Source organism: Hymenobacter sp., assembly GCF_031398885.1.
GTDB lineage: Bacteria > Bacteroidota > Bacteroidia > Cytophagales > Hymenobacteraceae > Hymenobacter.
In genome coordinates, this window is sequence record NZ_JANNOD010000082.1 from 21,616 (window position 1) to 42,531 (window position 20,916).

At 64.9% G+C, this 20,916-nt stretch carries 14 protein-coding genes; 7 read left to right on the forward strand and 7 right to left on the reverse strand.

What is annotated here, in order from left to right:
* Nucleotides 1–99 precede the first annotated feature (99 nt).
* Nucleotides 100–651, reverse strand: a complete 552-nt coding sequence (gene msrB, locus RMO51_RS15840; protein ID WP_310396237.1) for a peptide-methionine (R)-S-oxide reductase MsrB — start codon at nt 649–651, stop codon at nt 100–102.
* Between the two features lie 230 nt (nt 652–881).
* Here msrB and typA point away from each other — a divergent pair, with 230 nt between their 5' ends.
* Nucleotides 882–2,693 (forward strand): translational GTPase TypA, encoded by a 1,812-nt coding sequence (typA, locus tag RMO51_RS15845; RefSeq protein WP_310396239.1) that lies wholly within the window; start codon nt 882–884, stop codon nt 2,691–2,693.
* Between the two features lie 119 nt (nt 2,694–2,812).
* Nucleotides 2,813–3,145 (forward strand): hypothetical protein, encoded by a 333-nt coding sequence (locus RMO51_RS15850; RefSeq protein ID WP_310396240.1) that lies wholly within the window; start codon nt 2,813–2,815, stop codon nt 3,143–3,145.
* On the opposite strand, the gene RMO51_RS15855 is transcribed toward RMO51_RS15850, so the two are convergent.
* A complete protein-coding gene (locus tag RMO51_RS15855; protein ID WP_310396241.1) occupies nt 3,142–3,969 on the reverse strand; it encodes a TrmH family RNA methyltransferase in 828 nt (275 codons plus the stop codon). The two genes, RMO51_RS15850 and RMO51_RS15855, sit on opposite strands and share 4 nt — an antisense overlap.
* 81 nt (nt 3,970–4,050) lie before the next feature.
* Between RMO51_RS15855 and RMO51_RS15860 the strand changes: the two genes are divergently transcribed.
* From RMO51_RS15860 to nth, 4 genes are all read left to right on the forward strand, one after another.
* Nucleotides 4,051–5,541 (forward strand): ATP-binding protein, encoded by a 1,491-nt coding sequence (locus RMO51_RS15860; RefSeq protein WP_310396242.1) that lies wholly within the window; start codon nt 4,051–4,053, stop codon nt 5,539–5,541.
* A 101-nt stretch (nt 5,542–5,642) separates the two neighbouring features.
* A complete protein-coding gene (locus tag RMO51_RS15865) occupies nt 5,643–6,053 on the forward strand; it encodes a response regulator (RefSeq protein WP_310396243.1) in 411 nt (136 codons plus the stop codon).
* 258 nt (nt 6,054–6,311) lie between these two features.
* Nucleotides 6,312–7,286: a hypothetical protein gene (locus tag RMO51_RS15870; RefSeq protein WP_310396244.1), complete on the forward strand. Its 975-nt coding sequence runs from the start codon at nt 6,312–6,314 to the stop codon at nt 7,284–7,286.
* Nucleotides 7,287–7,415: 129 nt separating this feature from the next.
* Entirely contained in the window at nt 7,416–8,192 is a 777-nt protein-coding gene (gene nth, locus RMO51_RS15875; RefSeq protein WP_310396245.1) for a Fe-S cluster assembly protein HesB, read from the forward strand.
* Between the two features lie 109 nt (nt 8,193–8,301).
* Here nth and RMO51_RS15880 read toward each other — a convergent pair whose 3' ends face one another.
* The 5 genes from RMO51_RS15880 to RMO51_RS15900 all read right to left on the reverse strand — a co-directional run bounded on the left by RMO51_RS15880 (nt 8,302) and on the right by RMO51_RS15900 (nt 15,010).
* Nucleotides 8,302–9,489 (reverse strand): glycosyltransferase family 4 protein, encoded by a 1,188-nt coding sequence (locus RMO51_RS15880; protein WP_310396246.1) that lies wholly within the window; start codon nt 9,487–9,489, stop codon nt 8,302–8,304.
* Between the two features lie 174 nt (nt 9,490–9,663).
* On the reverse strand, nt 9,664–10,866 hold the full coding sequence (locus RMO51_RS15885) for a threonine synthase (protein WP_310396247.1): 1,203 nt from the start codon (nt 10,864–10,866) through the stop codon (nt 9,664–9,666).
* 63 nt (nt 10,867–10,929) lie between these two features.
* Nucleotides 10,930–11,835, reverse strand: coding sequence for a LysR family transcriptional regulator (locus RMO51_RS15890; RefSeq protein WP_310396248.1), 906 nt, complete (start codon nt 11,833–11,835; stop codon nt 10,930–10,932).
* Between the two features lie 46 nt (nt 11,836–11,881).
* Complete coding sequence (locus RMO51_RS15895) at nt 11,882–13,012, reverse strand: ATP-binding protein (RefSeq protein ID WP_310396249.1); 1,131 nt, start codon at nt 13,010–13,012, stop codon at nt 11,882–11,884.
* Between the two features lie 426 nt (nt 13,013–13,438).
* Complete coding sequence (locus RMO51_RS15900) at nt 13,439–15,010, reverse strand: L,D-transpeptidase family protein (protein WP_310396251.1); 1,572 nt, start codon at nt 15,008–15,010, stop codon at nt 13,439–13,441.
* 351 nt (nt 15,011–15,361) lie between these two features.
* On the opposite strand from RMO51_RS15900, the gene RMO51_RS15905 reads away from it, so the two are divergent.
* Nucleotides 15,362–20,911 carry an MG2 domain-containing protein gene (locus RMO51_RS15905; protein ID WP_310396252.1) on the forward strand — a complete coding sequence of 1,850 codons (5,550 nt, stop codon included), beginning with the start codon at nt 15,362–15,364 and terminating at the stop codon, nt 20,909–20,911.
* Nucleotides 20,912–20,916 lie beyond the last annotated feature (5 nt).

Below are 20,916 nucleotides of genomic sequence, written 5' to 3' on the forward strand. Positions count from 1 at the left end.
AAGCAGCAATTGCTGGGCTCATACAAACGAAAAGCCCCCCGTCGTGGATTGACGGGGGGCTTTTCGTTTGTGAATTTTTCCGGAATAATGCCAATCTTTCTATTTCTTTTGCTCAAATACCAGCGCGTTGCCGTCCATGCAGTAGCGCTGGCCGGTGGGCTTGGGGCCATCGTTGAACACGTGCCCCAGGTGGCCGCCGCACTTGGCGCACACTATTTCGTCGCGGCTCATGCCAAAGGCATTGTCCGACGCCACTTTCACGCTGGTGGCCGTGGCGGGGGCAAAGAAGCTGGGCCAGCCGGTGCCCGATTCAAATTTGGTGTCAGAGTAGAACAGCAGGTTCTTGTCGGCCGCGCAATAGTAGCTGCCGGCGGCGTGGTTGTCGTGGTACTTGCCGGTGAAGGGCCGCTCGGTGCCCTTTTCACGCAGGATGTAGAACTGGTCGGGGGTGAGGACCTTGCGCCACTCGGCCTCGGTTTTGCGCACCGGAAACTCGTCGGGCTTGCCCGTGACGGCCTGGGGCTGGAAGTACGTTTTACCAGCCACGGTGCGGGCCGGGCCGGGGGTATTGGCGGCCACGTCACGCTTTTGCGAGCAGGCCGAACCAAGCGTAAGCACCGAAACGAAGAGAACTAACAAAGAGAAGCGCATGAGCAGGGGATGTGAGGGTGAATAAGTGGCCAACATACGGCGCCGGGCCGTGGTTCGGTCGGCGCGACGGACGCGCACCGCCCGGGAACCTTACGCGCCACCTAACCGATTTAGGGCGACGGGCTTGCCCGTGGCCGCGGCTCACCCCCGCCCGCCCGGTGTTAATCCTTGATTACCACAAGGCTTTGCGCCGTTTTCTCCGTACCTTTGCACCCGCAAAAACACCCCATATGGCCCAGAACATTCGGAACATTGCCATCATCGCCCACGTCGACCACGGCAAAACGACCCTAGTGGATAAAATCATCCACGCATCCAAGATTTTCGACGCGCACCAGCACTTCGACGACCTCATCCTCGACAATAACGACTTGGAGCGGGAGCGCGGCATTACCATCGTTTCCAAGAACGTATCGGTACGGTACAAAGACGTAAAAATCAACATCATCGACACCCCGGGTCACGCCGACTTTGGCGGTGAAGTGGAGCGGGTGCTCAAGCTGGCCGACGGCGTGCTGCTGCTCGTGGATGCCTTCGAAGGCGCCATGCCGCAGACGCGCTTCGTGCTGGGCAAAGCCATTGATTTGGGGCTGAAGCCCATCGTGGTGGTGAACAAAGTGGACAAGGAAAACTGCCGGCCCGACGAGGTACACGAGCAGGTGTTCGACCTCATGTTCAACCTCGGCGCCAGCGAGGACCAGCTCGATTTCGTGACGCTGTACGGCTCCTCCAAGCAGGGCTGGATGAGCACCGACTGGAAGACCAAAACCACCGACCTCATTCCGCTGCTTGACGCCGTGGTGGCGTCCATCCCCGCCGCCCCGACCCTGGACGGCACGCCCCAGATGCAGATTACCTCGCTTGACTATTCGTCGTTCGTGGGCCGCATCGCCATCGGGCGCGTGCACCGCGGCACCCTGAAGGAAGGCGCCAACATGAGCCTGATGAAAGCCGATGGCAGCATCAAAAAAGTAAAAATCCGCGAGCTGCACGTGTTCGAAGGCCTCGGCCGGGTGAAGGTGGACGAGGTGAGCAGCGGCGAAATCTGCGCCGTGTCGGGCATTGAAGGCTTCGATATCGGTGACACGCTGGCCGACGCCGAAAACCCTGAGCAATTGGAGCGCATTAGCATCGACGAGCCGACGATGAACATGCTGTTCACCATCAACAACTCGCCGTTCTTCGGCAAGGAGGGCAAGTTCGTGACCTCGCGCCACCTGCGCGACCGGCTGTTCAAGGAGACCGAGAAAAACCTCGCCCTGCGCGTAGAGGCCACCGACAAAGAAGATACCTTCCTGGTGTTTGGCCGCGGCATTCTGCACTTGTCGGTGTTGATTGAAACCATGCGCCGCGAAGGCTACGAACTGCAGGTGGGCCAGCCCCAGGTGCTGTTCAAAGAAGACGAAAACGGCAAGCGCACCGAGCCCATCGAGCTGCTGGTGGTGGACGTGCCCGAGGAATCGGCCGGCAAGGTCATCGAGCTGGTGAGCATGCGCAAGGGCGAAATGACCATCATGGAGCCCAAGGGCGACTTGCAGCATTTGGAGTTCACCATCCCGTCGCGCGGCCTGATTGGCCTGCGCAACAACGTGCTGACCGCCACCGGCGGCGAGGCCATCATGAACCACCGCTTCGTGGACTACGAAGAGCACAAGGGCCAGATTCCGGGCCGTATTGCGGGCTCACTGATTTCGCTGGAAACCGGCGCCGGTACCGCCTACACCATCGACAAGCTCCAGGACCGGGGCTCGTTTTTCGTGGACCCGGGCGAGGAAGTGTACGGCGGCCAGGTTATCGGCGAGCACACCCGCCCGAACGACCTAACGGTGAACATCCAGAAAGGCAAGAAGCTGACCAACATGCGCGCCTCGGGCACGGACGACAACGCCAAGATTGTGCCCAAGCGCCAGTTCTCCCTGGAAGAAGCCATGGAATACATCCAGAAGGATGAGTACCTGGAGGTGACGCCGAAGTCGATTCGGATGCGCAAAATTCTGCTCGACGAGAACGAGCGGTTGCGCTACGCCAAGCAGGCCGATTAATGGTTTTCGAGAAGGCTATAAAGGGGCGTCACCTTTCGGTAATGCCCCTTTTTCGTGAGCTTTACATTGTTTAGCCATTATCTTGTCGGACCTTTCACTTTATTCGTAGTGCTCTTTCCATGGAACCCCGAGACAAGCGCGACCTGCCGGAAGTAGTGGCCGAAATTCTAATTGAGCAGCACGCCATGCGTGCAGACATTGCCGGCCTGCGCCGGGAGATGAAGGAAGAAATCGGTGGCCTGCGCCGGGAGATGAAGGAAGACAACGCGGCATTGCGCGACGAACTGCGCACGGGACTGGGAGCAATGGCCGATACTTTCAACAACATGACCAATGCCATTTTGGACGCCATGAACCGGGGCAATGCCCGGTACGATGACACTGGCCAGGAAATAGCCCTGCTCAAGGCTCGCGTTGGTAAGCTGGAAAATCCCGCTCCCGACGCCGCTTAGCCGGCCTTGCGTTGCCGCACGGCCTCGAACGCCAGCACGGCCCCGGCTACGCTCACGTTGAGCGAGTCGATGCGGCCCAGCATGGGGATGATAATGGTTTCGTCGCAGCCCGCGCGGGTGGCGGCGGTGAGACCGTCGGCTTCGGTGCCCAAAACCAGGGCCGTGGGCGGGCGGAAGTCGCAGGCGGTGTAGCTGCGGGCCCCGGGCGCGAGCGCGGCGGCGTAGGTGCGGATGCTCTTTGCTTGCAGAAAAGCCAGGATGTCGGCCACCGGCGCGGCCACCACCGGCACTGTGAACACGCAGCCGATGCTGGCCCGAATGACGTTGGGGTTGAACAGGTCGGTGCGCGGGTCGCCGATGAGCACGGCGTCGACCGGGGCGGCGTCGGCGGTGCGCAGGATGGCGCCGAGGTTGCCGGGCTTCTCCACGGCTTCGAGCACGATAATGAGCGGGTTGGGCGGCAGGCGCAGGTCGGCCAGGGTGCGGGCGGGGGTGCGCAGCACGGCCAGCAGGCCGTCGGACCCTTCCCGGTAGGCCACTTTCTCGAACACGGAGCGGGTGACTTCGAACAGCTCCGGGACCGAGACGCGGCCGGCCAGCAGGCTTTGCAGCGCGGCCAGCCCGGCTTCGCCCGCTAGCTCGGGGCAACTGTACACGGTGGCCACGGCCACGCCGGCTTCCACGGCAATGGTCAGCTCGCGTAGGCCCTCCACCAGCGTGAGGCCCAGGGCCCGGCGCGCGGCGGCCTTCTGCTGGAGGCGCAGCAGCTGCTTGATGCGCGGGTTTTGGGGGCTGCTGAGGCGGTCGGAAGGGGCAAGCGGCATGGCCGCGAAGATACGGGCCGCCCCGCGGGGCCGCCCCCGGCCCGAGCGTCGGCGTCGGGCGGGCCACTACCTTCGCAGTCCATGGCTGCAAAAACCGACACCAAAATCATTGTGGGCTTTGCCGTGGCCGTGGGCATCCTGCTGCTCACTGCCTCGGCCTCGTTCTGGAGCATCCGCGGCCTGAGCATTCAGACCGAGCGCGTGGAGCACACCTACCAGGTGATGCAGGAAGTAGCCAACGTGACGGCCGTGCTCAAGGACGCCCAGGCCGGCACGCGGGGCTACCTGCTCACCGGCGATACGCTGTACCTGCGCCCCTACAGCATGGCCACCGGGCAGCTGCCCGCCAGCCTGGCCCGCCTCGACGACCTCACGGCCGAAAACCCCGCCCAGCAAGCCCGCCTCGACTCGCTGCGCGCGCTGGTGGAGCAGGAGTTTCGCATCCTGCGCCCGCTGACCGAAATCGACAAGTCGGTCAGCAAGTCGGCCATGCAAACCCTGCTCGACACCGACCGCCAGACCCTGCGGCAGGTGCGCTTGCTCTACGACCGCATTCAGGTGCAGGAGATGGCGCAGCTGGCCCAGCGCAGCGCCCTGCAGGACGTGTTTCAAAAAGCCACGCCCATCGTGGTGCTGGTGTCGGCGGTGCTGGCGGTGCTGATTGTGGTGTGGCTGGTGACCAAAATCGTGAAGGAGCTGGCCGACAACCGCCGCCTGCAGAGCGAATTGGCGGACATCAACGCGGAAGTCGGCCGGCGCATTGCCCAGATTCGGGCCCTGGCCGAGCAAGTAGTGCAGGGGGATTACAGCGTAAAAATCACCGATTTTGAGAACGACAACCTGGGCGGCCTGGCGCTGTCGCTCAACCGCATGACCCAAACGCTGGACGCCAGCTTCAGCGCTTTGGAGAAGCGCAACCAGGAGCTGGACCAGTTCGCCTACGTGGCCTCGCACGACCTGAAGGCGCCCCTGCGGGGCGTCACCACCATCGTGAAGTGGATTGAGGAAGAGCTGAACGCCGAGCTTTCGCCCCAGCTGCGCACCTACCTCGACCAAATGAAGGGCCGCCTGAGCCGCCTGGAGGACCTGATAAACGGCCTGCTGACCTACGCCCGGGTGGGCCGCACCGCCCAGCCCCCGACGACCGTGGACGTGAGCCAGCTGCTGGGCGAAGTGGCCGAGCTGGTGGTGCCGCCCGACTTCACCCTGCGCATCGGGCCCGGGATGCCGGCCTTCGTCACCGACCGGCTGGGCCTGCAGCAGGTGTTCACCAACTTGCTCGGCAACGCCGTGAAGTACCACCAGCGCGGGGCCGGCCACCTGGAGGTGACGTGTCACGAAAACGGCCGCTACTACGAGTTCCGGGTGCAGGACGACGGGCCGGGCATCGCGCCGGAATACCACCAGAAGATATTCTTGCTGTTTCAGACGCTGCGCGACCGGCACACGGCCGAAAGCACGGGCATTGGCCTGAGCATCGTGCAGAAAATCATCGACGAACACCACGGCAGCATTCGCGTGGAATCGGTGCCGGGGCAGGGGGCTGGGTTTATTTTTACCTGGCCAAAATAAACCTCTGACGCCGGGAACCCATCTGATGGATTTTGGGCTTATTCGCCTTAGCAACTTTTACGCCGCACGACCGTGCGCTTACCCGTTTTATCCCCTATTTCATGCGTTCAGTTTTACTAGTCGAGGACGATATTTTTGACACCATGACGGCGGAAAAGTCGTTCGCCAAGTTCAACATCCCGCACCAGTTGCACACCGCTTTCAACGGCGAGGAGGCCCTGGACCTGCTGCTGGGCCGCAACGGCGCCGAGGCCATCCGGCCGCTGCCCGAGGTCATCCTGCTCGATTTGAACATGCCCCGCATGAACGGGCACGAGTTTCTGGCCGAATTGCGCGGCAACCCCGAATTTCACCACATTCCGGTGTTCATCACCACTACGTCGAGCATGGACGTGGACCGACTGAGCACCGACAGCCTGGGCGTGAGCGGCTACATTCTCAAGCCCCTGGATTTTGAATCCGGCACCGACCTTTCGGACAGCCTGAGCCTGCTGGAAAAGCTGCTCAAGTAGCGCGCTAACCAACGGCAAAGCCGCGGCTAGGCAATTTACAGTGGTTCCCTAATCCGCGCAGGCTGAACAGCTTGAACGCGGTTGAGGCGCAATATTTTGCGTCCCGTCGTTGCCCGGCGGCGGCCATGCCGGTTATCCGTCATCGGGCAACGACGGGACGCAAAAGGCCCGCGGTGGGCTTCGCGAACTTGGTTTGGCTTAATTTGCCCGGCGTTGGTACCTTGCTCGGCCTCAACGTTCGTATTGCCGCCTTTTTCTATGAAACTCCCCGTTCTTCTCCCGGCGCTACTCCTGGCTTTGCTCGCAGGCCGCGCGGCCCGGGCACAGGACGACGGCCCGCGCCAACTAGGCGCGCCGCCCGCCCTGCCCGCTCCTGCCCGGCCAACCCCGGCCCCGGCCCCGCGCCAGCTCGAAACCGTGCCCGGGGCCCCGCGCGACACCGCCCGGCGCGCCACGGTGGCCACGCCGCAGCCCGGCCCAGTGGCGGCCCCGGCCCCGGTGTACGCGCCCACGCCCGCGGGCCAGTTGCCGGGCACCAACACCCGCCCCGCCCGCTTCCAGGTGGGGTTGAAAAACGGCATGGTTTACAGCGCCTCCGATGTGGAAACGAAGAGCCCGCTGTTTGGTCGTTCCTACCTGCTGCTGGATGGGCAGCGCAAGTTTGAGCTGGCCGAAGTCGGGTTTTACGAGGATGAATCGGGCCACTACGTGCGCACCACGCTGCCCGGCTCGTCGCGCGAGAGCACGCTGCGGCGCGACAAAACCGGGCGCATCAGCCTGTATTCCATTACTTCTTCGCAGTACAACTCGGGCCCGGGTGGGTTTGGCTACCCTGGCTACGGGGGCTACGGCTACGGTGGCGGGGGGTTCGGAGGCTACCCCTACGGCGGGGGCTACCGCACCGTCAAAACCGAGTACTTCTCCAAGGACAATGGCCCCATTCAAAGCCTGAGCGCCCGGAACCTGATGCTGGCCACCAGCGACAACGCCGGCGCCCAGCAGCTGCTGGCCGAGTCGCAGCGCTACCAGCAAGCCACCGTTGCGAGCTACGTGGTAGGCGGCGGCCTGCTGGTGTACGGCCTGCTCCAGTCCTTGCGCCCCACCGAGGGCGGCCGCAGCGTTTCGCCCCTGATTTACGCGGCCATTCCAATCCTCATCATTCCCGTGGTGCTGCAGGGCAAGCAAGCCAGCAACCAGCGCCAGGCCATTGCCCTGTACAACGCGGGGAGGTGACGCTGCGCTTAATGAGGAGTGAGGAGTGAGGAAGTTTGGCCCTGTCTGCCATAATTCCTCATTTCTCATTTTTCATTCCTCATTAAGCGCAGCGTAAAACATCGTTCCGGTCATGTGCGTAGGCTAGGGATGAAACCTGCCGCTGTGCTCATTCCTGCCGAAACCCTGGCTCCTGAATTTACCGCCCGGCAGGCCAAGGCACTGCTGGTGCACGCGCGGCTGTGCGCCGAGTACGATGCGCCGTTCCCGTTTTTCAGCACCAAGGACCCGCTGAGCGAGCTAATCAGCGCCCTGCTTTCGCACCGCACCAAAAACGCCGACTCGCACCGGGCCTACCAAGAGCTGCGAGCCACGTTTCCGACCTGGGATGCTGTGCGCGACGCGCCCACCGAGGCCGTGCAGCACGCCCTGCGCGCCTGCACCTGGCCCGAGCAAAAGGCGCCGCGCATCCAGGCCGTGCTGCGCGAAATCACCCAGCGCTGCGGCACCGACGCGCCCTGCGCCCTAGATTTCCTGGCCGGAATGCCCGTGGCCGAAGCCCGGGCGTGGCTGGAAAGCATCAGCGGCGTGGGGCCCAAGACCAGCGCCGCCACCCTGCTATTCAGCTCGCTGCGCATCCCGGCCATGCCCGTCGACAGCCACCACCACCGCGTGGCCCAGCGCCTGGACCTGATTGGGCCGAAGGTGACGGAAAACGCAGCCCACAGACTGCTGGCCGCTTTTTTACCGGCCGATTGGGATGCCCAGCAGGTGTATGACCACCACGAGGCTTTCATGTACCACGGGCAGAAGTGCTGCTATTTCCATTCGCCCGCCTGCGCCCGCTGCGTGGTGCTGGACCAGTGCCCGTTCGGCCAGGCCCGGGTGGGTGGTGGCAGAACCGAACCGGCTACTTCCGCCACCTGATGGCTACTTAAAAAAAGTGGAGCTGGCCGATGTGAGCAACGAGCAGTTGCGCGAAGTGCTTGTGCGGTTTCCACCCGGCAAGTTGCCGCGATAGCGCAGCTTGGGCTGTTTATTTCCCGAGTGATTTTGTGACCAAATCGTGCAGTACCTGCTCCGTCAGCTCGCACTGGCGGTGGTGGGAATAGGTAGCCAGGGCCTCGGCCTGCCCCTGCTGGCCCAGCCGTGCGGCGAAGTCCGGCCGCCGCAGCAGCTGCTCGATAACCGCGGCAAAAGCCACCTCGTCGCGCAGGGGAAATAGTAGCCCCGTGCGGCCGTCGGCCACGATTTCGAGGGTGCCGCCGGTGGCGGACGCCACTACCGGCAGCCCGGTGGCCAGGGCTTCGATGGTGACCATGCCGTAGGTTTCGTTGGTGGAGGCGGTGAGGGAAATATCGAGGGCCCGGTAGGCCACCTCGGGGGTGGGCGTGAACGCGCGCACGTGCACCGCGGCGGCCAGGCCCAGCGCCCGCACGCGGGCCAGCACCGCCTCGCGGTAGGCATTGCCCTCGTTGCGCGTCGGCTCGCCCACCAGCAGCAGGTGCAGCTGCGGGTACCGGCGGCGCAGCATCGCCAGGGTTTCCACCACGAAGTCCTGCCCCTTCCCGTCGTCGAAACGGCCAATCAGCCCGAGGAGCACGGCGCCGGCTGGCAAGTTCAATTCCAGCTGCTCCCGCGCCCGGGCCTGAGTCAGACCAGAATGAGCAAATTTTTCCAGCTCGATGCCCAGGGGCACCACGTGCAGGCGGGCGGCGGGCAAGTGGGTTTTTTCGAGCACTTCGGCGGCCAGCCGCCGCAGCGGCGACAGCCACGCATCCAGCGCACGGTAACGCAGGGTATGGATGAGGCCGCGCCGGGTCAGGCCCAGCTGCATGTGCTGCTGGTAGACCAGCCGGAGCGCGGGCAGCCACAGCGTTTTGCAGAGCACGGCCAGCCCCAGGTCGCCGTTGCGGGTGACGATGAGCGCCCGGGCGCCGGAGCCGCGCAGCGCCCCGACCAGGTGGCCGGCCGCGGGCAGGTCGGCGGCTTTCCAGGGGTTGCGCAGCACGGCCACCGGCAAGCCCAGTTCCGCGGCCCGGGCCGCGATGGGCGAGTCCGGCAGCGTGATGACCTGGACGGGCCAGCCCCGCTGCTGCATCCAGCTGGCAAAGCGCACGGTGTTCAGCTCCAGGCCGCCCCAGCTGCTGGACAAGCACAGCAGCGCGATGGGGAAAGTGGCCGGAACCGCCCCACTCCGCTCGGGAGAAATTCCAGAAATCAAGAAGCAGAAAAGTTAATGAGGGCAGCCAGCCGGCAGCGCATAAAACGAAGCTACCCCGGCGCCAGTGACTCCGGTGCCGGGGTGGCGCAAAGGTATTGAAGCCGTTCAGGAATGGGTTGGTGGCGTGGGTGGTGGCGTGGGTAGGCGGCTGCTGCTGTCGCGCGCCAGCAGAAACTACCGGACGGCGCGGCCGGCTACGTTCTCCATGTACTTCTGGCCGTTGCCGGTGTTCAGGAGCAGCACTTTCTCGTCGCGCCGCAGCCAGCCGGTGGCCAATAGCTGGCGGGCGGCCATCCACACGGCCCCGCCCTCGGGCGCCACGAACAAGCCTTCCTGGTGGCCGAGGTCGCGCATACCGGTTAGCATATCTTCCTCGCTCACGCTTACTACCGTGCCGCTGGACTCACGCAGCACGCGCAGCATCAGGCTTTCGCCCAGCGGGTGGGGCACGGCCAGGCCGTTGGCCAGGGTGGCGCGGCCCTGGTAGGCGTGGCAGTTGGCCTGGCGTCCTTCGTAGGTTTCGAGCAGCGGGCAGCAATTTTCGGCCTGCACGGCCACCATGCGCGGCAGGGCCACACCGGGTGCCAGCCAGCCCAGGGCCCGCATTTCCTGGAATGCCTTCCAGATGCCGATGAGGCCCGTGCCGCCGCCGGCGGGGTAGAGCAGCACGTCGGGCAGGGTCCAGCCGAGCTGCTCGGCGATTTCGTAGCCCATGGTTTTCTTGCCTTCGAGGCGGTAGGGCTCCTTCAGGGTCGAGATGTCGAGCAGGGCGCCGTCGGCATTGCGCTGGCGCACGCGGGCCCCGCAGTCGCTGATGAGGCCATCCACCAGTTCGACCTCGGCGCCGTACCAGTAGCATTCTTCTTTAAACGCCTGCGGGGTGTGGCGGGGCATCACCACCACGGCTTTGAGGCCAGCGCGGGCGCAGTAGGCGGCCAGGGCCACGCCCGCGTTGCCGGCCGTGGGGATGATGCAGCCGGCCACGCCCAGCTCCTTGGCCTTGGACACGGCCATGCTCAGGCCGCGCGCTTTGAACGAGCCGGTGGGATTTTGGCCTTCGTCCTTCAGCAGCAGGGAGGGCAGCTCATGGCGCGCGGCCAGGCGCGGCAGACTCAGCAGGGGGGTCATGCCTTCGCCCAGGGTCACTTTGTGGTCGTCGCGCAGCAGCGGCAGCAGGGCCCCGTAGCGCCACATGGACGAATCGGCCTGGTCGATGACGTCGCGGCCGAGGGGCTCGCGCAGGTCGTAGTCGGCCACTAGCGGCAGGCTGCAACAGGCCGAGACGCGCTGCAAATCGAAGGCCGAGTGAGCAGTGCCGCACGCCGAGCAACGCAGCGCGACCAACCGCGAGAGGGATTCAGAGGCTACCAGTTTCATGCCGCAAAGTACGGGATGCCCCTGGCCGCGGTATGCCTGTTGGGGATGGGATTTTGGAATAGCCTATGCCTTATCAGCATAGTAGCGCTTGGTGAAAAGCAGAAAATCTTTGTAGGGCGCGTTGTTCTCCGTGCCCTTGCGCTGGATGAAATTGAACTGCCGCTTCAGGGGGAAATTCTTGATTTTGACTTCTACGAATTCGCCCGAGGCCAGCTCCTTAATCACCGCCTGCCGGGGCAGGAAGGCCAGGCAGGTGTCGACGCGCACGAAGTTTTTAAGGGCCTCGGTGCCGCCCAGGCGCACGCGCACCGGCAGGGCGGCCAGCTTGATGCGGTGCCGGGCCAGGGCTTCTTCCAGCACGGCCAGGGTGCCGGAGCCGGCCTCGCGCAGGGCCAGCGGCGTGGTGAGCAGGTCGGGCACTTCCAAGGTCCGGTGTTCGAGCGGGTTGTGGGCGGCGCACACGGCCACCACGTCGTCGGTGAGCAGGGGCGTGTAGGTCACGTTGCTCACTTTGTGGATGCCCTCGATGATGCCCAGCTCAATTTCGTGGTCGAGCAGAGCGCGCAGGATGTTGTCGGAATTGCGGTTTTTGAGGCTGAGCTGGCGGTTGGGGTGGCGGCGCAGGTAGGCCGACACCACGGGCGGCAGCACGTAGAGCGAAATGGTGGTGCTGGCCCCAATGACCAGGTGCAGCGTCGGCGCAAACTCGGTGCTGAGCGCGCTCATCTCCTGGTGCAGCTCCTGCTGCAGCTGCTTGGCCTGCAGCAGCTTCTGGTACAGCTTCAGGCCCGCCGGGGTGAGCTGAATGCTGCTGCCCAGCCGTTCAAACAAGCCGGTTTTGTAGTGCTCCTCCAAGGCCTTCACCTGCTTGCTCACCGCCGACTGGCTAATGAACAGCGCCTGGCCGGCCTTGGTGAAGCTCAGCCGCTGGGCCACTTCGAGAAAGACTTCGTGCGGGTGCGACAGCATGGGGCAAAGATGCACCCGCGGCGCCCGGGCCGCGGGGCCCGGCTTTTCACTTTTTGGTTTCGACCAGCCCCACCGGAACGTGGCGGCCCAGGGCCTCCGAGCGCGGGATTTCCACCGTAAAGGTGGTGCCTTTGTCCGGCGTGCTTTCGACGGAAATGCTGCCGTGGTGCCACTCCACGATGGTTTTGCACAGCGCCAGGCCCAGGCCGGTGGTGGTTTCGCCCCGCAGCCCCGGCCGCCGGGCCTTGGTGAACCGCTCGAACAAGTACGGCTGCATGGCCGGCGCAATCCCAATGCCGTCGTCCACGACGTGGATGCGCACGCAGTCGGGGCCCGGCTCGACGTGAACGGCCACGTGGCCCTCGTCGGGGGTGAATTTCAGGGCGTTGCTCACCAGGTTGATGAGCACCTGGGTGAATTTGTTGACGTCCAGATTGGCGTATATCGGCTCGGCGGGCAACGAATACTGGAAGTGGTGGCCCAGCAGCCGCTGCCCGGTCTGCAGTTGGTCGAGCGGCACGCGCAGGACGGCCCCGACATCGACCCGGTTTACCTTGAGGTCGCTGTTGGCCGAGGTCAGAAATTCGAGGTTGATGAGCTCCCGAATCATCTTCACGCTGTCGTGGCTGGTGGTTTCGAGCAGGCGTAGCATCTGCGCCACCTGGCCGTTGACCGGCACGGGCATCTCCTCGCCCAGGTATTCCGCGATTTGCTGCACCATGATAAAAGCCCCGCTCAGGTCGTGCGAGAGGATTTCCAAGGTGGCGTTTTTGCGGCTATTGAAGAGGTCGGCGTTTTCCTGGTACCGCTTCATCACGCTCACGTCGCGCAGCGTGCCGCCCAGCAGCACGCGGCCGCGGGCGTCGCGCTGGTAGTACGGGGTGAGGCAAAACCACTGATGGGGCTGGCCGGGGCTTTGCAGGCGGACTTCCACTTCGTCGGTCATCTGGCCCTGCGTCCACTTTTCCCAGTACAGGGCCACGTAGGCCAGGTCGTCGGGGTGGAGGCGCTGCAGCAGGGCGGGCAGCTCTTTATTTTCCTGCCCCAGCGTGCCGCGCAGCACCTGCTGGTAGGCGGCGTTGACAAACACGAAGCGGCAGGCCACGAGGTCGTACACAAACTGGACGTGCGAGCTGGCTTCCGCCTGGTCGATGAAAAAGGCGGCGAAATCAGACATCAGTGATGACAGTGGATTCGGTGCTACGGCGTTGCCAACTTTATGTTCCCCGGCGGGCGCACCGATTGGTCCAGGGCCCGTTCAGGCCTGCGTCCCTGCGGCTTGCCGGCGTGCGTTGGGTGCTGCTGCCGAGCCGCTCAAACAGGCCGGTTTTTAAGACTCCTCCCTGGCTTCGACCTGCTTGCTCGCGGCTTAAAGCAGTTTCACGTGCCATGCACGGAGTTAAAGGTTAAGGTCTGAGGCAAACAGCATTTTAACTTTTAACTCTCAACTTTTAACTGCTTTCAAAATGTACAAGGCCCCCAAAACCGACGTATTAGCTGATTTACAGCATCTGACTAGCCCCGGTAAACCGCAGGCCCCGGGCCGCTTTGTGAGCACGCGCCTGCGGGGGTGACGACGCCCCCGCTCCCAGTTTATGCCCCTTCACGGCGTGGCCGGGCCGCGCCGGGCCGCCAGCACCGCCGCCGGCCGGGTCGGCGCGTCGCGCGCGGGCTCGGTTGCGGGCGGACGGGGCCCGAACAACTGCGCGCGCAGGGCCTCGTCCTGCTCGTACACGTCGGGGTAGAAGCGCAGCTGCCCACCCACCACGGCGCAGGTGGCGTAGCGCACGTGCAGCGCCACCGGCCGGGGCAGCACCACGCGGCGCGGGCGCGACGCGGCAGCAGGCGCGGCCTTGCGGGCGCCTTTAATGGCTTTGGGAGCGGGCTCGGGGGGCAGCATGGCCAGGGTGCTGTCGGCCCCCAGCAGGAAAGCGGCCAGCCGCAGCGGCCGCTCCACGCGCATGCAGCCGTGGCCCAGCGCCCGGTAAGCCTGGGTGAAGTCGCGGGGCCGGGACGTGGCGTGCATGTACACCTCGTAGGGGTTGGCGAAGCGAAAGATGACCGTGCCCAGCGCGTTGCCCTGCCCGGGATTCTGCCGGATGGTGTAGCGGAACCGGTCGGGCCGCACGTCCCACCAATCCACGGCGCGGGGGTTCACGGGCTGCCCCTGGGCGTCGTAAATGACGTAGTTATTGTCGATGGCGTACCGGGGACTTTCGCGTAGTTGGGGCAGCAGCTCCTTGGTGGCGATGCTGTGGGGCACGCGCCACTCGGGCGAGAGCGTGAAAACTTTGAGCTGGCTGCTGAGCGTGGGCGTGGGGCTTTCGGGCTTGCCGATGACGAGGCGGTGGGTTTGCCGCACGCGGCCGCCGCGCACCACTTCGAGGGCGTAGGCCGGCAGGTTCACCAGCACGTAGTCGGAGTCGGAGGCAGGGATGGCCGTCCAGCGCCAGCGCTCCAGCGTGAGGGCCAACTGCTGCGCCCGCTCCCGCCGGGCCACCGAGTCGCGCCCGACCGGGCGCCGCCGCCAGCGGGCCAGCGCCCGCTGCAGCTGCTGGTACTCGCGCTGCGGGGGCTGGCAGCCCAGCAGCGCCGCGGCAAAGTCGGGGGCCGCCAGCGCGCCGGCCACCCAAGCGGCCGGTTCAAACAGCGAATCCGCTTGCTCCAGCGGCGAGGGCGTGGTTTGGCGCAACTGGCCCCGACGCAGGTGCCGCGCAAATTGCAGCAGGCCATCGGTGAGCAGCACCTCGAAACGGGCCTGGGGCAGCAGGCGGCAGGTGGTCGAGTCAGGCTCGGCCAGCTGGTTGGCCAGCGCCCGCAGGGCCGGCGCGTGGTAGTTGGCGGGTTGCAGGCCGTAGTCTTCGGCTTGCAGCAGCAGGGCCAGGCCCGCCAGGGCCGCCGAGCTAGGCTGCGGCCCGGCGCTCCAGGCCGGGGCGTGGCCGCGCCGGCCGTAAAAGGCGCGGGTGGCCTGCACGTCGAGCCAGCGCAGGGGGCGGTGGCCGGCCGGGGCCACCGTGTCGGCCAGCAGGGCCCCAATGTGGGCCGGCAGCGTATCGGCAACGGCGCAGGCGGCGGGCCGCCCGTGGCTTGGCGGCGGCAGTGCGCTGGCTTTTCGCGTCGGCACGGCGCTTAGTGGCAACAGCAAAGCCAGTAGTAAGTACCCGTTCAGTTGCATAGAAAGGCGAAAAGCGGTGCGGTTACTCGTCTAAAATCAGCATTCGCAAACCCTGCCCTCGCGGGCGCCACGCGGCAGCGCGCAGCTGTTGCCGGGCCGTGAATGAGGCCGGCGTATCCCCTTTTTTGCAGACGTATTGAGCAGGTTATGTCTTATTACATCTAATATAATCAATATTTTTAACAATCCTAAATACTCGTTGAGGACGGGGCAATTTGCTGCGTGACTGGCCTTACCGCCCCGGCAGGCAAGAACATGAAAGAGCGAATTCGTACCTCCCGACCGGAAGAAAAGCGCCACAATGCAGCCGCTTCTCGCTACCTTCCGGCCGGATTTTTCCCTCCCCTCCCCATGCTGGCTCGTTTCCGCTTCCTGCCACTGCTGCTCGTGCTGCTGGCCGCTTCGTCATGCGCTAAGAAAACCGCCCAGGAACAGGCCACGGCCCAGGCCGAGACCGATGGCGACGAAATCGACCCCTACGCCAACCTCGTGTTCACCTTTGATGAGAAAGTGGTGGACGAGGCCCAGCTGAACCACTGGGACACCACGCGCTTCGTCACGTTTTCGCCCAACGTGCGCGGCAAATTCAAGTGGACCGGCGACCGGGAGCTGACCTTTTCGCCGCTGGAACCCTTCCGGCCCAGCACCAAGTTCAAAGCAGACCTGCGGCCCGCGACGCTGCCCGGTGGCAAGCAGGCGCTGGCCATCAACCGCTCGCGGTTCCACACGCCCTACCTGAGCATGGCGGCGCCGCAGGTGTTCTACGGCAGCTCGCGGCGGGCGGCGGGCACGGCCGAGCTGCGCGCCAACCTCGTGTTCAACTACCCCGTGCGGCCTTCGGATGTAAAATCCCGGCTGCGGGTGAGCCAGGACGGCAAGCCGGTGGCAGTGGAGGTCAATTCGGCCGAGCCCGACGCGACGGTGGCCGTGACCTTCATGCAGGACGTGCGGCCCGGCTCGCCGGTGCAGGTCGACATCGCGCCCGGCCTCAAGCCCGCCAACGGCACCGAGGCCACCGAGAAAACCCTCACCGCCCAGGCCGAAATCCCCGACCAGAGCGCCCTGGAAGTGCGCGAGCTGACCGGCGCCCTGCTCAACGGCCAGCCCGTGGTGACGGTGCTGCTCAACCAGCCCGTGGCGGTGGCCGACATTCAGGCCAATTTGAAGGTGACGCCCGCGGTGGCCTTTTCGGTGGAAGCCCTGGAAAGTGGCTTTACCCTGAACGGCGGCTTCGAGGTAGGCAAAACCTACCAAGTGAGCCTGACGGCCGGCGCGCGGGGCCTGCTGGGCGGCTCGCTGGCCCAGGCGTTTAGCCAGTCGGTGTCGTTTGCCGAGGAGCGGCCGAGTTTGAGCTTCACCAGCGCCGAGAAGGCCATGTACCTCGACGCGCTGGGGGCCCGCAACCTGGGCCTGCGCATCAACGAGGTGAAGAAAGTGAAAGTGACCATAGCAAAGGTCTACGCCAACAACATCCAGCAATTGCTGCGCGGCGAGAAGCAGTACGGCTACCCGCAGTACGACGAGGACGAGCCCCGGGAGTCGAACACCGACGAGGACGGCGAATACATCGACCGCAGCTTTCAGTACTACGACACCGAGAACATCGGCAACGTGATTTCGGAGCGCACCATTTCGGTGGACGGCCTGCCCAAGCAAGCGGGGCTGCGCCTGCTCACCCTCGACCTGAAGGAGTTGGAATTTCAGGGGCCGATGAAGGGGCTATACGTGGTGCGGATAGAGGACACCGAGCGCCAGTGGCTGCAAGTGAGCAAGCTGGTGGCCGTGACCGACGTGGGCCTAATTGTGAAGCAGGGCGCCACCGGCGGCACCACGGTGTTTGCCAACTCCATCCGCACGGCCCAGCCGCTGAGCGGCGTCACGGTGAACCTGGTCAGCTCGAACAACCAGGTGATAGCCACGGGGCAGACCGACCAGGCGGGCGTGGCGCAGTTCGACTCGGCCGCGAGCATGAAGCGCTTCAGGCTGGGCATGGTAACGGCGGTGAAGGACGCCGACTTTTCGTTTCTGGATTTGACCAAAAGCCGGGTCGAAACCTCGCGCTTTGAGGTGGGCGGGCTGACCTCGAACGCGGCGCGCTACCAGGCGTTTCTGTACGGCGACCGCAACCTGTACCGGCCCGGCGACACGGTGCGGACCAATACCGTCATCCGCACCGAGGACTGGCAGAGCCCGCCCGCCGGCCTGCCAATGAAAATCCGCCTGCTACTGCCCACGGGCAAGGAATACAGCAGCTTGCAGCAGAAGCTGAGCGCGGTGGGCAGCTTCGAGAGCCGCTTCATCCTGCCGCCCACCGTGATGACCGGCCTCTACACGATGGAGGTGCTGACCGGCAACGACGTGCTGCTGACCTCACGCCAAATCAGCGTGGAAGAATTCATCCCCGACCGCCTGAAGGTGACCGTGACGGCCGCCCCCGCCGTGCTGAAGCCGGGGCAGGACGTGACGGCCACCATCGCGGCCGTGAACCTGTTTGGCCCGCCCGCCGCCGACCGCAAGTTTGAGGTTGAGTTCTCGCTCAAGCAGAAGTCGTTTCAATCCAAGGAGCACCCGGATTACAGCTTCGAGATAAACAGCGGCGAGCGGCGCAAAACCACCAATAGCGACGGAGAAGAAAGCAGCAGCGCCCTCACCTCGCGCTTTGAGAAGACGGTGCGCGAGGGCACGACCGACGCCGCCGGCCGCGGCACGGCCGCCTACACCGTGCCCGACTACCGCGACCTCGGCACCCTGGAGGGCGTGGCCTTCGCCACGGTGTTCGACGAAACCGGCCGGCCCGTGAACCGCCTGGCCACCTTCGACGTGCAGACCCAGGCCACGATGTTCGGCATCGGCAACTTGCCCGAGCTGATTGGCACCAAGCAGGCCCTCGCGGTGAAGCTGCTGGCCCTCACGCCGGCCGGGCGGCCCACCACGGCCCAGGCCCAGGTGAAGGTGGTGCGAATGCTCTGGGAAACCGTGCTGGAGCGCCAGGGCGGGCGCTACGTGTACAACTCGCAGCGCCGCGAGCAGACCATTCTGAGCCAGACCCGCGCCGTGGGCGCCGCGAGCAGCTTCAGCTTCACTCCTATCTACTCGGGCGAGTACGAGGTGCGGGTGAGCCGGCCGGGGGCCAGCAGCTACGTCACGCAGCAGTTTTACGCCTACGGCTACGGCGATACGCAGTCCAACTCCTTCGAGGTAAACAACGAGGGCGCGGTGACCATGGAGGCCGACAAGGCCAGCTACGCGCCGGGCGAAACAGCCAAGCTGCTGCTCAAGTCGCCCTTCGCCGGCCGCATCCTGGTGACGGTGGAGCGGGCCAACGTGCTCGACCACTTCTACGTGACCACCGACGGCAAGGCGGCCGAGGTGAAAATTCCCATCAAGGCCGGCCACGTGCCCAACGTGTACGTGACGGCCACGGCCGTGCGCGCCCTCAACGGCACCGACCGCCTACCCCTCACCGTGGCCCGCGGCTTCCTGCCGCTCACGGTGGAGAAGCCCGATTCACGCCTGGCCCTGGCCATTGCCGCGCCGGCCCTCAGCCGCTCCCAGACCTTCCAGACGATAGAGCTGACCACCGCGCCCCGCGCCCAGCTCACCCTGGCCGTGGTGGACGAGGGCATTCTGCAACTCAAAAACTATCAGACGCCCGACCCCCACGCCTACTTCTACCAGAAGCGCGCCCTGGAAGTGGCGGCCTTCGACGTATACCCGTTCCTGCTGCCCGAGCTGGGCACCAGCAGCAGCGGGGGTGACGCCGCCGACCTGGCCCGCCGCACCAACCCCGTGCCCAACCGCCGCGTGAAGCTGGTAGCCAAGTGGAGCGGCGTGCTCACCGCCGACGGCGACGGCAAAGTGCGCTACCGGGTGCGCGTGCCGCAGTTCAGCGGGGCGCTGCGCATCATGGCCGTGGCCTACAAGGACGATGCCTTCGGCTCAGCCGAGTTCACGATGAAGGTGGCTGACCCAGTGGTGATTTCGACGGCGCTGCCGCGGTTTATGAGTCCGGGCGACACGATTGACGTGCCGGTAACGCTGACAAATACGACCAAACAGGCAATAAATGGGGCGGTTGGTATCATCCTTGGAAATAGGGAACAACTATTCAATAGCCCTTTGGAAATTGTCCACAATGAACTGATATCTGACAAGACTTTACCCATAGCTGATGCTAAAGCAGCACAGATTCAAGCTGGAACAGAGAAGAGGATTGTATTCAGGCTATTCGCGAAACCAAGGATTGGGAATGCTTCTGTCAAAGTCTATTTTGAAGCTGGAAAAGAAACCTTCACTGAAGTCATCGAACTCCCCGTTCGCCCCGCCGCCTCGCTCGAAAAGCGCACTGGCAGCGGCGTGCTGGCTGGCGGGGCCACGCTCCCGCTCAACCTGAAAACCGACTTTCTGCCCGCCTCGCTTACCAGCCGGCTGGTGGTGAGCCGCTCGCCGCTCACGGAGTTCAGCAAGGATTTGCGCTACCTGCTGCAATACCCCTACGGCTGCCTGGAGCAAACCGTGTCGGCCGCCTTCCCGCAGCTGTATTACGCCGACTTGGCGGCCACTTTGCAGCAGAAAACCGGCACCGCGGCCAAGGCCCAGCGCTATAACCCGAACTACCACGTGCAGGAAGCCATCCGCAAGATTGAGGCAATGCAGCTTTACAACGGCAGCCTGAGCTACTGGCCCGGCGGCGACTACGACAACTGGTGGGCCACGGCCTACGCCGCGCACTTTCTGCAGGAAGCCCAGCAGGCCGGCTTCGCGGTGAACAAGTCGGTGCTCGACAAAACGCTCAAGTACCTGGCCTTCCGCCTCAAGAAGCGCGAAACCGAGCCCTATCAGTACTTCGACGTGAACAACTTGGCCCGGCAGCGCACCATCGCCAGCAAGGAAATTGCCTACTCGCTCTACGTGCTGGCCCTGGCCGGCCGCCAGGACGCCGTGGCCCTGAACTACTACCGAGCCAACAGCACCCTGCTGGCCCAGGACTCCCGGTTCCTGCTGGCCTGCACCCAGAGCCTGCTCGGCAACCAGCGGCTGTTTCGGCGGATGCTGCCCACCACCTTCGGGGGCGAAACCGCCGCCAAGCGCGCCCTCGACGGCTCGTTCTACTCCCCCATTCGCGACATGGGCCTGGTGCTGAATGCCCTCGCCACCACCGACCCCAACAACCCGCAGGTGCCCATCCTGGCCCGCCAGCTCAGCCGCCAGCTCAAAGCCGCCCCTTGGCTGAACACCCAGGAGCGCGCCTTCGCCCTACTGGCCCTGGGCAAAATAGCCCGCCGCAACGCCGCCAGCACCGCCACCGCCACCCTCACCCTCGACGGCAAACCCGCCGGCAGCTTCACCGGCAAGGACCTGACGCTGCGCAACGTGGCCAACCGCAACCTGAGCATCCGCGCCGCCGGGAGCGGCAGCCTCTACTACTTCTGGGAAACCGAGGGCGTCTCGGCCAGCGGCCAAGTGAAGGAAGAAGACGCCTACCTGCGGGTGCGCCGCCAGTTCCTGAACCGCGACGGCGTGCCGCTGGGCACGCCCACCTTCCGCCAGAACGACTTGGTGGTAGTGAAAATAACCCTGGAATCGGCCGACGCGGCCGGCGAGGTGAAGAACGTGGCCATCACCGACCTGCTCCCCGCCGGCCTGGAAATCGAGAACCCGCGCATCGGCGCCCTGCGCGAGCTGAGCTGGGCCAAGGACGCCAGCACGCCCGACTACCTGGACGTGCGCGACGACCGCATCAACCTGTTCACCACCGCCACCGGCACGCCCAAGTCGTTCTACTACCTGGCCCGCGCCGTGAGCAAAGGCACCTTCAAGCTAGGCCCGGTGAATGCCGACGCGATGTACAACGCGGAATACCATTCGTACAACGGCGCCGGCGTGGTACGGGTGCGGTAGCTTGC

Excerpts from the sequence above, each read along its gene's own strand:
- msrB (WP_310396237.1), bottom strand. The coding sequence starts at position 651 with ATGCGCTTCTCTTTGTTAGTTCTCTTCGTTTCGGTGCTTACGCTTGGT.
- typA (WP_310396239.1), top strand. The coding sequence starts at position 882 with ATGGCCCAGAACATTCGGAACATTGCCATCATCGCCCACGTCGACCAC.
- RMO51_RS15850 (WP_310396240.1), top strand. The coding sequence starts at position 2,813 with ATGGAACCCCGAGACAAGCGCGACCTGCCGGAAGTAGTGGCCGAAATT.
- RMO51_RS15855 (WP_310396241.1), bottom strand. The coding sequence starts at position 3,969 with ATGCCGCTTGCCCCTTCCGACCGCCTCAGCAGCCCCCAAAACCCGCGC.
- RMO51_RS15860 (WP_310396242.1), top strand. The coding sequence starts at position 4,051 with ATGGCTGCAAAAACCGACACCAAAATCATTGTGGGCTTTGCCGTGGCC.
- RMO51_RS15865 (WP_310396243.1), top strand. The coding sequence starts at position 5,643 with ATGCGTTCAGTTTTACTAGTCGAGGACGATATTTTTGACACCATGACG.
- RMO51_RS15870 (WP_310396244.1), top strand. The coding sequence starts at position 6,312 with ATGAAACTCCCCGTTCTTCTCCCGGCGCTACTCCTGGCTTTGCTCGCA.
- nth (WP_310396245.1), top strand. The coding sequence starts at position 7,416 with ATGAAACCTGCCGCTGTGCTCATTCCTGCCGAAACCCTGGCTCCTGAA.
- RMO51_RS15885 (WP_310396247.1), bottom strand. The coding sequence starts at position 10,866 with ATGAAACTGGTAGCCTCTGAATCCCTCTCGCGGTTGGTCGCGCTGCGT.
- RMO51_RS15890 (WP_310396248.1), bottom strand. The coding sequence starts at position 11,835 with ATGCTGTCGCACCCGCACGAAGTCTTTCTCGAAGTGGCCCAGCGGCTG.
- RMO51_RS15895 (WP_310396249.1), bottom strand. The coding sequence starts at position 13,012 with ATGTCTGATTTCGCCGCCTTTTTCATCGACCAGGCGGAAGCCAGCTCG.
- RMO51_RS15900 (WP_310396251.1), bottom strand. The coding sequence starts at position 15,010 with ATGCAACTGAACGGGTACTTACTACTGGCTTTGCTGTTGCCACTAAGC.
- RMO51_RS15905 (WP_310396252.1), top strand. The coding sequence starts at position 15,362 with ATGCTGGCTCGTTTCCGCTTCCTGCCACTGCTGCTCGTGCTGCTGGCC.